Here is a 13,233-nt window from a genome sequence, read left to right on the forward strand (position 1 = left end):
TAGGTACGTCCCCGCCGCTCACGGCCGGTCAGGCGCGGCCCCTGCGCGGCCGGGTCCGGCCGGTCAGCCCGTCACGGTGATCGCCGAGGACGGGTCCGTGGCGTCCGTGACCTCGTAGGTGGCGTTGAACGTCGAGGTCGTCGCGTTCGTCGGGCAGCCGAAGCCGCCGACCACCTTGATCGGCACCGTGACGTTCGCGACCTGGAGCGTCGACGGGCTGCCGTTGGTGAACGTGCTGACGATGTCGGCCGCCGCGACGGGCGCCGCCGTCACCGTGCAGCTGGCGAGGCCGCTGGTCTGCACCACGAACCCGCCGACCGGCAGACCGAGGGTGGCGGTGACCGGCGACCCGTGCTGGAGGGCCACGCTCCAGGCGCCGGAGGTGGTGATGGCGGCCTTCACGCCCGCCTGGCTGGAGGTGCAGGAGGAGTAGGTCGGCGCGTTGAGTGCGCTGCTGACCGGACCGGCGTCGTTGTGGTTGCCGGGCGCCTCGGGGACCTGGTTGCTCGCACCGCCGCCGGCCGAGGGCTCGGAGCTGGAGACCGTACAGGTCACGGTGACCGGGCCGGCCTTGAAGGTGGCCTTGCCGGTGAGCTTGGCCGCGAAGTGGTGGCCCGCCGGGGTGACGGTCGTCGGCCCGGCCGCGCGCGCGTCGGCGCCCGCGGTGCCGCCGCCGGTCAGGGTGAGGGCGGCGGTGAGGGCCAGGCCGGCGCCGGTGGCGAGCAGGGTGCGGGTACCGGCGTGCGTTCTGGGAGAGGTCATGGGGGACTCCTCGGGTGGGGGTTCGGGGGTTGCTTGCGCGGTTCCTGCGGTCGTGCGGGTGTTACGGCTCTCGCGGCGGCCGGACGGCTCGTACGGCTCGGGCGGCTCGCCCGTACGGTTCACGCGGATTCCCGCGGCTCCCGGGGAGGGGGCAGGATCCCGCCATCCGGGGACGGGGACGGGGGCGAGGCGGGCGACGGTGACGCGGACGGCTGCGGGGGCACCCGTGGGGGCGGAGGCCACGCCTTCCCGTCCGCAGGCAGGGCCGCGCCGGACGGTTCGTCGTGCGGGGGCGCGGCCGGCGGTTCCGGTACGGGCTCCGGCGCCGGCTCGGAGCCGGGTGCCGCCGGTGCCGTCAGCGGCTGCCAGGCGAAGATCATGCCGCCGCCGACGATGCCGAGCAGGGTGCCGATCAGGAACCCGCCCAGGTTGGACATCACCAGCGCCGCCGCCGCGACCAGCACGGTGAGGATGCCGGCCAGCGTGCGGTAGTGCGGGGCGAACCACGCGGTCAGACCCATGATGATCATGATCAGTCCCATGAGGACCGAGGGGATGCCCGCGATCCCCTGATGGATCATGATCTCCAGCGGGGCCAGCGGGATGGCGCAGATCTCCGCGCCGGCGAGGACGCAGGCCAGGCCGCCCCAGAAGGGCCTGCCTTTGCGCCATCGCCGCCAGGCCGCCCAGGGGTGGCGCCGTGCGCGGCCGGTATGGATGCCGGCCGCCACGTCAGAAGCACTCCCGCTCGCCCTTGAGGACCTTCATGTCCAGGCCGTTCAGCCGGAAGCTGCCCGCGTTGGTCGCCCACGCGGTCTGCCGGACCTTGGTCATCTGGACCTTGTCGGCCTGCTGGGCGAAGACGTCCGTCATGCCCTGCGCCCCGTCCGGCCCCTTGTCGAGGGTGGAGGCGTCGCGGCCGATCTCGATGTTGGTGAACTCGGCGTCGCCCGACATCTGGGTGGCGTCCAGGAAGAGGTCGGTGGCCTGCACCGGCTTGCCGCCGCCCCCCGCGTGGAGGTTCAGGGACACCGCGCCCAGGATGGGGAGCCGCATCACCACGGACTGGCAGAGCTTGGTGAGCTCGGCCCGCTTGATGGAGGTCACGGCGACGGGTATCAGGTCGTCGTGCGCGTTGACGTCGACGCCGCCGTACTGGGCGAAGCCCGTGCCCTCCAGGCTGTCGGCCGAGATCTTGAACTGCTGTCCCGAGACGGCGAAGGAGGCGGCCAGCGCTCCTTGCGCCAGCGCCACGGCCAGGGCGGCGGTGGCCGCGAAGCCGGGCACGGCCAGCAGGGCGAACTTCCGCCACTTGACGCGCCCGGTCACCGGTCTGCCTTGAGCGTCCTGCATCGCTGATGTCCCCTCGGAGTGTCGGAGGGCCTCGGGCCCAGGAGGCGTTACCCGAGAGTAAGTCCGTTGCTCGGCGCCCGACAAGGTGCGGGGGCGGCCTGATTTCCCTTACGTTTCAGGGAAGTTGACGGACTGTCAGCAAGATCGCCGTCACGCGTAGCGCACCCGCAGTTCCTTGATGCCGTTCAGCCACGCGGACCGGAGCCGCCTCGGCTCGCCCGCCAGCCGGATGTCCGGAAGGGTGTCGGCGATCGCGTGGAAGATGAGGTCGATCTCCAGGGCGGCGAGGGACCGGCCGAGGCAGAAGTGCGGGCCGCCCCCGCCGAAGCCCAGGTGGGGGTTGGGGTCCCGGGTGATGTCGAAGGCGTCGGGGCGTTCGAAGACCTCCGGGTCGTGGTTGGCGGAGGCGTAGAAGATGCCCACGCGCTGGCCCTCGGCGATCCGGGCGCCGCCGAGCTCGGTGTCGCGGGTCGCCGTGCGCTGGAAGGAGACGACCGGGGTCGCCCAGCGGACGATCTCCTCGGCGGTGGTGGCCGGGCGCTCGCGCTTGTAGAGCTCCCACTGCTCGGGGTGGGTGAGGAAGGCGTGCATGCCGTGGCTGATGGCGTTGCGGGTGGTCTCGTTGCCCGCGACGGCCAGCAGGAGGACGAAGAACCCGAACTCGTCCGGGGCGAGATTGCCCTCGTCCTCGGCGGCCACGAGCCGGCTGACGATGTCCCGGGCCGGACACTCCTTGCGCGCGGCCGCCAGGTTCATCGCGTAGGAGATCAGCTCCATGGCGGCGGTCGACCCCACCTCCTGGGTGATCGCGAGCTCGGGGTCGTCGTACGCGACCATCTTGTTGGACCAGTCGAAGATCCGGGCCCGGTCCTCCTGGGGGACGCCGATGAGCTCGGCGATGGCCTGGAGGGGCAGTTCGCAGGCGACGTCGGTGACGAAGTCGCCGCTGCCACGCCCCCGGGCGCGCGTCACGATCGCCTCCGCGCGCCGCCGCAGGGCCGCCTCCAGGGCCCGGATCGCACGCGGGGTGAAGCCGCGCTGGACGATCTGGCGGACGCGGGTGTGTTCGGGCGGGTCCATGTTGAGCATGATCAGGCGCTGGGCGTCGATCTGTTCGCGGCCGATGTGCGGGTTGAAGCGGATGATCGAGGTGTTGCGGTGCGCGGAGAAGACCTCCGGCCGGGTGGACACCTCCTTGACGTCCGCGTGCCGGGTGACGGCCCAGTAGCCGTCGTCGTCGAAGCCCGCGATGCCGTGCGGCTGGGCATTCCACCACACCGGTGCCGTCCGCCGCAGCACGGCGAACTCGGGCAGGGGGACGCGGTTCCGGTAGACGTCGGGGTCGGTGAGGTCGAAGCCTTCGGGGAGGGCGGGGCAGGTCATCGGGGACTCCCGGGGGTGGGGCCTGCCGGGCGGTGCCGGCGGTACGGCCGGTGGGTGAGGGGCGCGCCTATTGACTGACGGGTCATCAGAAATGCCCCGAAGGTAGTGACGCGGCCCGGGCGCGGCAAGGGGCGCGACGCCATCTGTTGCGGACGCGGCGGGTGCGCGACCCTTGCGTACCGGGGGTAGCAGTCATAAGACTGCGGACGGGACTAGAACGCGTACTAGTTCGACGGGGGACCGGGAGTTGACACAGCGCCGGGGGCGCCGGGACGCCCCGCGGATGCCACGAGAGGACCCATATGGCCGCCGAACCCGTCATCGTCGAAGCCGTACGCACCCCGATCGGCAAGCGCGGAGGCGTGCTCGCCAACCTCCACCCCGCCTATCTGCTCGGCGAGACCTATCGCGAGATCCTCGCCCGGACCGGCATCCAGCCCGACTGCGTCGAGCAGATCGTCGGCGGCACCGTCACGCACGCCGGTGAGCAGTCGATGAACCCCGCGCGCACGGCCTGGCTCGCGATGGGCCTGCCCTACGAGACCGCCGCCACCACCGTGGACTGCCAGTGCGGATCCTCGCAGCAGGCCAACCACCTGGTGGCCAACATGGTCGCGAGCGGCGTCATCGACATCGGCATCGGCTGCGGCGTCGAGGCGATGTCCCGCGTCCCGCTGGGCAGCGGCTCCCGGCACGGGCCGGGCCGCCCCTTCCCGGACGAGTGGAACGTCGACCTCCCCAACCAGTTCGAGGCGGCCGAGCGCATCGCCCGCAGGCGCGGCCTGACCCGTGAGGACGCCGACGGGCTCGGCCTGCGCTCGCAGCGGCTGGCCGCCCGCGCCTGGGCCGAGGAGCGCTTCAAGCGGGAGACCTTCGCCGTCCAGGTGCCCACCACCGAGGAGGAGCAGCACGCCGGGCAGGGCATGTGGCGGCTGGTCGACCGCGACCAAGGGCTGCGGGACACCGACCGGGAGGCCCTGGCGGGGCTCAAGCCCGTGATGCCGACCGCCGTCCACACGGCGGGCAACTCCTCGCAGATCTCGGACGGCGCGTGCGCCGTGATGTGGGCCTCCAAGCGGATGGCCCGCGCCCTCAAGCTGCGGCCCCGGGCCCGGATCGTCGCCCAGGCGCTCGTCGGCGCCGATCCGCACTTCCACCTCGACGGGCCGATCGACGCCACCCGGGCGGTGCTCGGCCGGGCCGGGATGTCGCTGAAGGACATCGACGTCGTGGAGATCAACGAGGCCTTCGCCTCGGTGGTGCTGTCCTGGGCCCGGGTCTTCGAGCAGGACCTGGAGAAGGTCAACGTCAACGGCGGCGCGATAGCCCTGGGCCACCCGGTCGGCGCGACGGGGGCCCGGCTGATCACCACGGCGCTGCACGAACTGGAGCGGGCGGACAAGGAGTTCGCGCTGATCACGATGTGCGCGGGCGGCGGGCTCGCCACGGGAACGATCCTCCAGCGGCTGTAGGCCCCCGGGCCGCGCGGGGACACCGGAGGCCGGACGGGCCGGATCTCGTGGCCCGTCCGGCCTCCGGCCTCCGGCGGCCGTGGGCCGGGCGCTACGGGCGGCCGTGTGTGACGAAGGTCCTGTGCCCCGCCCCACCGGAGCGGTAATACTCCCTTCCGAAGTAGATCTCTTACATGACGGGGGAGCGGTGGAGACGATCAGGCGCGCGACGGCGGCGGACGCGGAGCGGCTCACGGAGCTGGTGCAGGGCTCGGGGGCGTACCGGGGCGCGTACGCCCCGATGGTGGCGGACTACGTGGTCACACCCGAGTACGTCACCGCGCACGAGGTCTTCCTCGTCCCCGACGCGGAGGACCGGCCGCTCGGCTTCTACGCCCTGCTGCTCGACGCGGCCGAGCTGGACCTGATGTTCGTCGCCGACGCCGCCCAGGGGCTCGGCGTCGGCCGGCGCCTCGCCGCGCACATGAAGGAGCGGGCCCGCGCCGCCGGGCTGACCCGGGTGAAGGTGACCTCCCACCCGCCGTCCGAGGGCTTCTACCGCAGCGTCGGCGCCGTCCGCGTCGGCTGGTCGCCCACGATCCCGCCCGCGATCACCTGGCAGCGGCCGGAGCTGGTCTTCGACCTCGGCGCCGGTGACCGCGACGCGCGCGGGGCGGCGGCGCTCACGCGTCCCTGAACGCCACCGGAGCGTCGAACGCCGCCCGCCGCGTCGCCCGGCGCAGCGCCTTGAGCACGGCCGGGCCCAGCGTGAGGGTGGCGACGACCGTGACCACGGCGCGGGGCAGGTCCCAGCCCAGGGAGGTCGCCAGGCAGTACGCCACGAAACGGCCGAGGTTCTCCGGGAGCGGGTCACCGGGGACGAACGAGACCCCGGTGGCCAGGGCGCCGATGTAGGGCCAGCCCTGGAGGTTCATGACCGTGCCGTAGAACAGCGACGCCACCGCCCCGTACCCGGCGAGCAGCACCAGCTCGCGGGCGCCGCGCAGCCGGTCCGGCCCCGGCAGCAGGCCGGCGCCCATCGCCACCCAGCCCATGGCCAGCATCTGGAACGGCATCCAGGGCCCGACCCCGCCGGTCAGCAGCGCGGACGCGAACATCGAGACGGAACCCAGGACGAAGCCGAAGCCGGGGCCCAGGACCCGGCCGGACAGCACCATCAGGAAGAACATCGGCTCGATGCCCGCCGTGCCCGCGCCCAGCGGCCGCAGCGCCGCGCCCGCCGCCGCGAGCACACCGAGCATGGCGACGGCCTTCGCGTCGAGCCCGGTGTCGGAGATCGTCGCGACGACGACCGCGAGGAGCATCGGCAGCAGCGCCGCGAACAGCCACGGCGCGTCCTTGGAGTGGGCGAGCCCGGAGGACGCGTCGGCGAGCAGCGGCCAGCCGAAGGCGGCGACGCCCATCGCGGAGACCAGGACGAGCGCGGCCACGGACCTCGGCCCGAGCCGGACGGCCCGCGCCTGGCGGTCGGCGGAGACCTTCACCTCGCCGCCCGCCTCGCGGACCTCCCCGTGCTCCGTCATGCCGTCGCCTCCAGAGACCGCCGCACCTGCGGGACCGTGAGCCACGGCAAGGGCGCCAGGACCTTCGCCACCTGCGGCGCGAACGCCGGGGACGCCACCACGACCTCCGCCGTCGGGCCGTCCGCGACGACCTCGCCGTCGGCGATCACCACCACCCGGTGCGCCAGCTCAGCCGCCAGCTCCACGTCGTGCGTGGCCAGGACGATCGCGTGGCCGCCGGCGGCCAGGCCGCGCAGGATCTCCACCAGGCGGGCCTTGGCCGCGTAGTCGAGGCCGCGGGTCGGCTCGTCCAGCAGGATCAGCGGCGGGCGGGCCGTCAGCACGATCGCGAGGGCGAGCGCGAGCCGCTGGCCCTCGGACAGGTCGCGCGGGTGGGTCGCGTCGGCCACGTCCGGCAGCAGCTCCGAGACCAGCGTCCGGCAGGTGCCCGGCGCCGCGCCCGCGTCGCCGTCGGCCGCCGCGCACTCCGCCGCGACCGTGTCGGCGCACAGCAGGTCGCGCGGCTCCTGCGGGACGAGGCCGACGTGGCGCAGCAGCTCCGCGGGCGCCGTGTCCCCGGGGGTCACCCCGCCCACGCGCACGGTCCCGGCGGCGGGCCGGTGCATGCCGACCAGGGTGCGCAGCAGCGTCGACTTCCCGGCGCCGTTGCGGCCCATGAGCGCGACGGTCTCGCCCGCCCGTACGGACAGGCCGATGTCCCGCAGCGCGACCACCCGGCCGTGCCGGACGGCGAGGCCGGTGACCTCGGCGGGTCCGCCTGACGCCGGGCGCGGGGACCGGCGCAGGAAGCCGCCGCGCGGGCGCGGCGCGGCGGGGCGTCCGGCCGGGCCTGCGGCGCCGTCCCGTGAGGCGTCCGGCCCGGCCGGTGGCGCCAGCGGAGCCAGCCGCTCCCGCAGCGGGGCCGCCCTGCGGCGGGCGTCCCGTACGGACAGGGGCAGCGGGGACCAGCCGGCGAGCCGCCCGAGCGCCACGACCGGCGGCTGGACCGGCGACACGGCCATGAGCGCGGCGGGGTCGCCGAGGACCGGGGCCGCGCCGGGCGCGGGCAGCAGGAGGACCTGGTCCGCGTACTGCACGACGCGCTCCAGCCGGTGCTCGGCCATCAGCACCGTCGTGCCCAGGTCGTGCACCAGGCGCTGGAGCACGGCCAGGACCTCCTCGGCGGCGCCCGGGTCGAGGGCGGACGTCGGCTCGTCCAGGACCAGCACCCGGGGGTGGGTGGTCAGCACGGAGCCGATGGCCACCCGCTGCTGCTGACCACCCGACAGGGTGGCGATCGGGCGGTCGCGCAGCGCGGCCAGCCCCAGCAGGTCGAGGGTCTCCTCGACGCGGCGGCGCATCACTCCCGGCGCGAGACCGAGGGACTCCATGCCGTAGGCCAGCTCGTCCTCGACGATGTCGGTGACGAAGTGGGCCAGGGGGTCCTGCCCGACGGTCCCCACCACATCGGCCAGCTCGCGCGGCCGGTGGGTGCGGGTGTCGCGGCCCGCGACGGTGACCCGGCCGTGCAGGGTGCCGCCGGTGAAGTGCGGTACGAGGCCGCTGACCGTGCCCAGCAGCGTCGACTTGCCGACCCCGGACGGGCCGACGAGCAGACACAGCTCCCCCTCGGGCACGGTGAGGTCCACCCCGCGCAGCGCGGGCGCGCCCGCCCCGTCGTACGAGACGGACACCTGCTCGAACCGGATCACTGAGGGGCCTCCTTGCGGCCGGGCTCGCGGCCCGGGGGAGTGGTGGGTGCGGCGGGGGCGGCGGCGTCGCCGTCACCGGTGGCCGTCGCCGGCCGGCCGGTCGGGCGGGGGCCGGTGGGCACGCCGGCCGCGGCGGTGTCGCGGGGCCCGGCCCCGGGCGTGGAGCGGGCTCCCTCCGTACGGCCTTCGGGGGCCGGTGGGCTGTCCGTGCGGCCGACGGGGGCGGCGCTGCCGGCGGGGTCGGTCACCGGGCCTTCGGCAGGGTTCCGCCGGTGTGCGGCGGCGTCCGCCCGGGTTCCCGTCACGTGGGCCGCCCGCCCGCGGGAGCTCGCCACCGGGCGGCGGGCGCGTCCGGACGGGCCGTCAGGCCCGGTGGACGGTCCGGCGGTGGCCCGGACCGGTGCCGGGGCCACCACGGCCGGGAGCAGGCCCAGCAGGACCGACACCGCCGGCCACAGTGGCAGGTCCGGCGCGGTCAGCGGGACCGCCGGGGGGTGCAGGGCGGCGGGGGCGTACCCGTTCGCCCAGATCATCAGGGCCGCCACCGCCGCGCCCGAGCCCGACACCAGCCAGGCGCGGGTGCCCCAGCGGTCCGGGCGGTAGCGGGTGCGGACCGAGCGGCGGCCGCCCAGCCACAGGCCGGCCAGCGCGGCGGCGAGGCCCGCGAGGAGCAGCGGCAGGCCGTAGCCCGCGCCCTCGTCGGCCAGCAGGCCGTACGTCCCGGCGCAGACGCCGAGCAGCCCGCCCAGGGTGAGGACGTTCGTCGTGAGCCGCACCGCGCGCGGGACCCGCGCCGTACGGCCGTAGCCACGGGCGTCCATCGCCGCCGCCAGCGCCACGGAACGCTCAAGAGCGCCCTCCAGCACCGGCAGACCCACCTGGAGCAGCGCCTTGAGGCCGTGGTCCGGGCGCCCGCGCAGCCTGCGCGCGGCGCGCAGCCGCTGCACGTCCGCCACCAGGTTCGGCGCGAACGTCATCGCGACGACGATCGCCACCCCCGCCTCGTACAGCGCGCCCGGCAGGGACTTCAGCAGCCGCGCCGGGTTCGCGAGCGCGTTCGCCGCGCCGACGCAGATCAGCAGCGTGGCCAGCTTCAGCCCGTCGTAGAACGCGAAGAGCAGCCCCTCGGCGGTCACCCGGCCGCCGATCCGCACCCCCTTCGCCCAGTCCGGGAGCGGCACCTCCGGCAGGGTGACGAGGGTGTGCGTGCCCGGGATCGGCGAGCCGAGCACCACGGCGAAGACCAGCCGGATCCCGATGACGAACAGACCGATCTTGAGGAACGCCCCGTACGAGCGGGCCCACGGCGCGTCCGTGCGCCGCGCGGCCACCACGTACCCGGCGACGCCGATCAGCAGGCCGAGCAGCAGCGGGTTCGTGGTGCGCGACGCGGCGGTCGCGAGGCCCAGGGCCCACACCCACCACGCGCCGGCGTGCAGCGCCGAGGCGCGGCCGGTCAGCGGGGCGGCGGCCGGCGCGGCGGCGCGGTCGCCGCCCCGGCGCGGCGGGGTCCGTCCGCTCATCCGCGACGGCGGCGCGCCTGCCACACGGCGGCGGCACCGAGCACGACCACGGCGGCGACGCCACCGATCAGACCGGCCGAGGGACCGCCGTCGCCGTCTCCTCCGGAGTCCCCGGCGTTCTCCGTGGCCCCGGGGGAGGCGGGCGTGGAGCTCCCCTTCTCCTTCTTGGGCTCCCCGGCGCCGACCTGCTCACCGCAGCCCGACCTCGGGTAGCCCGCGATGCCGCACAGCAGCGCCGACGAGTCGTAGCGCAGCGGCTTCGCGGCGGCCGCGAGGGCCTCGCCGGCGCTCGCGTCCTTCGTCACCTGGGCGCACGCCGTCCGCTGCGCGGGCGGCGTCTCGCCCCCGGGCGCGTCGGCGGGCGTGCCGAAGTCGACGACGACCGCGACCCGCTTCCCGCCGTCCTTCTCCGGCGTGTCCTCGCACACCGCGTCGAAGTCGGCCTCGGCGCGCGGCTTCGCGGCGTCCTTGGAGTCCTCGCTGACGGCGAACCGGAAGCCGATGACGGAGCCGTCGCCGGGCCGCGCCGTGGACGGGCCCTGCGTGGCGTACGCCCAGCCGTCGCCGGAGCTCTCCCAGAACGACCAGTAGCGGTAGCCCGCCGCCTGGGCGGGCGCGGCGCCGAGCGCCGCGAGCAGCCCGGCGAGGAGCAGCGTGCCGAGGGCGCGCGCGCCGCGTCCCCGCGTCACAGCTGCTGCTTCTTCTTGCGGCCGCTGATCAGGAAGCCCGCGCCGACGCTGGCGACGAAGAAGATCCCGACGATCCACCAGGTGCCGAAGCCCCCGTCGTCGTCCTTCTTCTCGTCGTCCTTCTTCTCCCCGGCCGACTCCGCGGCCTCCGGGGCCGGGCCCGTCGCGTTCAGCTGCGCGACCAGGTCGGCGCCGCCGAAGGAGCGCGGGTCGGCGCCGGCCGCGTGCGCGGCGAGCACCAGCTTGGCGAGCTTGCCCGGGTTCTTGTCGGCCCAGGCGGCCGTGCCGCTCTCCTTGGACGCGAGCCACTTCAGCGGCTTCTCGGCGGCCGTACGGTGGCCGCCGGCGGCCAGTGCGATGACGGCGTCGGCGGTGTTGCCCTGGTCGGGCTTGGCCGGGGCGCCGGGCATGGACGGCAGGAGGTAGCCGCCGTTCTTGTCGAGCACCGCCGTGAGGTAGCCGTCCACGGCCTCGGCCGCCGCGGCGGCGTCCTTCGGCCGGGCGCTGTCGTCGCCCTCGCAGGACAGCGGCTTCACCGGCGCGTCGGCGTCCTTCTTCACCGGGTCGACCAGGAAGCCCTTACCCCGGGTGGCCAGACCCGCGGCCGCGCTGGCGAGGTTGTCGGCGCGCAGCCCGTCCTTGTCCTTCAGGTACGAGAAGGCGCCGCGCTCCTCCTCCTTGGCGTCGCAGCCGAGCTGGAAGGTGAGCAGGGCGTCGACCGGGTTCTTGCCGTCCTTGACGGCGGCCTTCGCCGCGTCCTGCCCGGCGGCGGCGAACGCGCCGACGGCGATGGAGGTGGAGTTGGCGTCGCTGGGGCTGCCGGCCTGGTAGCCCCAGCCGCCGTCGGCGTTCTGGTGGGCCTTGAGCCAGTCGAGGCCCTTCTTCACCGCGTCGCCCTGCCCGCCGGCGGCCACCAGACCCTGCACGGCGGCGGCCGTCGCGTCGGTGAACTCCTCCTTCTGCGGGTCGCACGCCTTCGAGGTGTCCGCGCGGTAGCCGGGGAAGGCACCGTCCGCGCACTGCTGCCCGGTCAGCCAGTCGACCGCGGACTTCGCGGGCCTGACCCCCACCGCGTCCTGCGCCACGAAGGCCAGGGACTGCCGGAAGACACCGTCGAACTTCGGGTCGGTCGTGCCGTACAGCCCGGACTTCGGCGACGGGGACGCGTCGGCGAAGGCGGCGGGAGCCATGGCCGCGCTCAGCACGGCGGCGGCGGCCAGGGCCGCGGCGCCACGGCGCGCGGGGACGGCGAGGGAGGGGGCCATGGGTCGGTGCCTCTCGGTGGGTGTCACTGCGGTGGCCGGCCCGCCAGGGAGGGTGCGCAGCCCCGCACGGCAGCTCCGCCGCGAGGTCCGCGCGGTGGCACCGGGCGCGGCTCCGTATACCTCGACGGTGCCGGTGGGCCGGGCGGCGCCGACGGGCGGCGCGACCGGCTCCGGAAGCCTTGCCGCCAGGGACCGGGTGGTCCGGCTCGCACGGCCGGCCGCGGGGGCGGGCCGTGGTCACGGTTGCGGGTCAGCGCCGGATTCGCACCGGTCTTTCCCCGTTCCGCGGCGGGATGAAGTTGTCACGCACACTTTAGCCGTCCCTTTACACCGTGCTCATACCGCCACGTATGCGACCGGGTGGCTGCCCGGCACGGCCTCGGCCTGCCGCCGCGCGACGAGGTGGCGCAGGTGCGCCTCGGCCTCGGCGACGGCGATGTTCCGGGAGGCGTACGGGATCCGGTCCCAGGGGCGGTTCCACGCCATGGACGCGGTGAGCTGCCACAGCGTCCGGGGCGTGCCCAGCAGCGCGCGGAGCTCGGCGAGCCGGGCGCGGTGGTGGGCGAGGAGCTCCCGCACCCGGCCGGGGGCGTCGGTGAAGGCGTGCTGGTGGGCGGGGAGCACTTCGGCGGGGTCCAGGGCGGCGACGCGCGCGAGGGAGGAGAGGTAGTCGCCGAGCGGGTCGGCGGGGCCCTCGCCGGGGGCGCGGGCGGGCTCGTAGATCTCGTAGAGGCCCACGTGCGGGGTGATCCCCGGCAGCAGGTGGTCGCCGGAGAAGAGCCGGCCGTTGCCCGCGCCGCCGTGCGGATGGGCCTCCTCCAGGTGCAGGCAGACGTGGCCGGGGGTGTGCCCCGGGGTCCAGACGGCGCGCAGCCGGCGGCCGGGCAGGTCGAGCAGCTCGCCGTGGACGAGCTCGCGGTCCGGCAGCGCCGCCCGCCGCCCGGGCAGTTCCCGGGCGGCGGCCCGCGCCGCCTCCAGCCGCGCCACGTGCCCGGCGGGCGCGCCGGCCGCCGTCAGCTTCCCGGCGAGCAGGTCGATCCAGCCGCCGGGCGGCGTCCCGCGCAGGTGGCGGACCAGCTCCGTGTCGGCGGGGTGCATCGCGATCCAGGCGCCGGAGGCCTCGCGCACCCGGCCCGACAGGCCGTGGTGGTCCGGGTGGTGGTGGGTGACGAGGACGCCGTGCAGCGCCGCCACGGACGTGCCGCAGGCGGCCAGGCCCGCGGTGAGGGCGTCCCAGGAGGCGGGGTCGTCCCAGCCGGTGTCGACGAGGACCGGGCCGCGGCCGGTGTCCAGGAGGTGGACGAGCGTGTGGCCGAGGGGGTTGCCGGGGATCGGGACGGGGACGGACCACACGCCGCCGCCGTGGTCGGTCACCGGGGGTGGGGGCGGGGCGGGCGTTCCGGGCGGCCCCGGTGTCCCGGGCGGCCCGGGTGGTCCTGGCGTCGCGGGTGTGCGCGGTACGTCCGGCACGTGCGCCATGGGCACCTCCCCCGTCACCGCCGCACGGCGGCCATTGCCCACTATAACGAGAACTGCTATCAGTTCTGATGCTGCGTCAGATCGGCGTCGGGG

General features: G+C 75.4%; 12 protein-coding genes and 1 riboswitch. Of the genes, 2 read left to right on the top strand and 10 right to left on the bottom strand.

The window, feature by feature from the left end; all coding sequences use genetic code 11:
- Nucleotides 1–63: 63 nt before the first annotated feature.
- From SMD11_RS23435 to SMD11_RS23450, 4 genes are all read right to left on the bottom strand, one after another.
- Nucleotides 64–762: a hypothetical protein gene (locus tag SMD11_RS23435; RefSeq protein ID WP_087928306.1), complete on the bottom strand. Its 699-nt coding sequence runs from the start codon at nucleotides 760–762 to the stop codon at nucleotides 64–66.
- Nucleotides 763–881: 119 nt separating this feature from the next.
- Nucleotides 882–1,493, bottom strand: a complete 612-nt coding sequence (locus SMD11_RS36860; RefSeq protein ID WP_267896852.1) for a DUF6114 domain-containing protein — start codon at nucleotides 1,491–1,493, stop codon at nucleotides 882–884.
- A 1-nt stretch (nucleotide 1,494) separates the two neighbouring features.
- Nucleotides 1,495–2,115 carry a DUF6230 family protein gene (locus SMD11_RS23445; RefSeq protein WP_087928307.1) on the bottom strand — a complete coding sequence of 207 codons (621 nt, stop codon included), beginning with the start codon at nucleotides 2,113–2,115 and terminating at the stop codon, nucleotides 1,495–1,497.
- 150 nt (nucleotides 2,116–2,265) lie between these two features.
- On the bottom strand, nucleotides 2,266–3,498 hold the full coding sequence (locus tag SMD11_RS23450; RefSeq protein ID WP_087928308.1) for a cytochrome P450: 1,233 nt from the start codon (nucleotides 3,496–3,498) through the stop codon (nucleotides 2,266–2,268).
- Between the two features lie 302 nt (nucleotides 3,499–3,800).
- Here SMD11_RS23450 and SMD11_RS23455 point away from each other — a divergent pair, with 302 nt between their 5' ends.
- Nucleotides 3,801–4,970, top strand: a complete 1,170-nt coding sequence (locus tag SMD11_RS23455) for a steroid 3-ketoacyl-CoA thiolase (protein ID WP_087928309.1) — start codon at nucleotides 3,801–3,803, stop codon at nucleotides 4,968–4,970.
- Nucleotides 4,971–5,157: 187 nt separating this feature from the next.
- Entirely contained in the window at nucleotides 5,158–5,646 is a 489-nt protein-coding gene (locus SMD11_RS23460; RefSeq protein ID WP_087928310.1) for a GNAT family N-acetyltransferase, read from the top strand.
- On the opposite strand, the gene SMD11_RS23465 is transcribed toward SMD11_RS23460, so the two are convergent.
- The 6 genes from SMD11_RS23465 to SMD11_RS23490 all read right to left on the bottom strand — a co-directional run bounded on the left by SMD11_RS23465 (nucleotide 5,633) and on the right by SMD11_RS23490 (nucleotide 13,035).
- A complete protein-coding gene (locus tag SMD11_RS23465; RefSeq protein ID WP_087928311.1) occupies nucleotides 5,633–6,493 on the bottom strand; it encodes an ECF transporter S component in 861 nt (286 codons plus the stop codon). The genes SMD11_RS23460 and SMD11_RS23465 overlap by 14 nt on opposite strands.
- On the bottom strand, nucleotides 6,490–8,184 hold the full coding sequence (locus tag SMD11_RS23470; RefSeq protein ID WP_087928312.1) for an ABC transporter ATP-binding protein: 1,695 nt from the start codon (nucleotides 8,182–8,184) through the stop codon (nucleotides 6,490–6,492). Before SMD11_RS23470 ends, SMD11_RS23465 begins: the two co-directional genes overlap by 4 nt.
- Complete coding sequence (locus tag SMD11_RS23475; protein ID WP_234366143.1) at nucleotides 8,181–9,707, bottom strand: energy-coupling factor transporter transmembrane component T; 1,527 nt, start codon at nucleotides 9,705–9,707, stop codon at nucleotides 8,181–8,183. The genes SMD11_RS23470 and SMD11_RS23475 overlap by 4 nt, the downstream gene beginning before the upstream one ends.
- Nucleotides 9,704–10,396, bottom strand: a complete 693-nt coding sequence (locus SMD11_RS23480; protein WP_087928313.1) for an SCO2322 family protein — start codon at nucleotides 10,394–10,396, stop codon at nucleotides 9,704–9,706. Before SMD11_RS23480 ends, SMD11_RS23475 begins: the two co-directional genes overlap by 4 nt.
- On the bottom strand, nucleotides 10,393–11,661 hold the full coding sequence (locus tag SMD11_RS23485) for a prenyltransferase/squalene oxidase repeat-containing protein (RefSeq protein WP_087928314.1): 1,269 nt from the start codon (nucleotides 11,659–11,661) through the stop codon (nucleotides 10,393–10,395). Before SMD11_RS23485 ends, SMD11_RS23480 begins: the two co-directional genes overlap by 4 nt.
- 207 nt (nucleotides 11,662–11,868) lie before the next feature.
- A riboswitch (cobalamin riboswitch) is annotated at nucleotides 11,869–11,990 on the bottom strand.
- A 7-nt stretch (nucleotides 11,991–11,997) separates the two neighbouring features.
- Nucleotides 11,998–13,035 (bottom strand): MBL fold metallo-hydrolase, encoded by a 1,038-nt coding sequence (locus tag SMD11_RS23490; protein WP_234366144.1) that lies wholly within the window; start codon nucleotides 13,033–13,035, stop codon nucleotides 11,998–12,000.
- Between the last annotated feature and the right edge of the window lie 198 nt (nucleotides 13,036–13,233).

Origin of the sequence: Streptomyces albireticuli (genome assembly GCF_002192455.1) — a bacterium.
GTDB lineage: Bacteria > Actinomycetota > Actinomycetes > Streptomycetales > Streptomycetaceae > Streptomyces > Streptomyces albireticuli_B.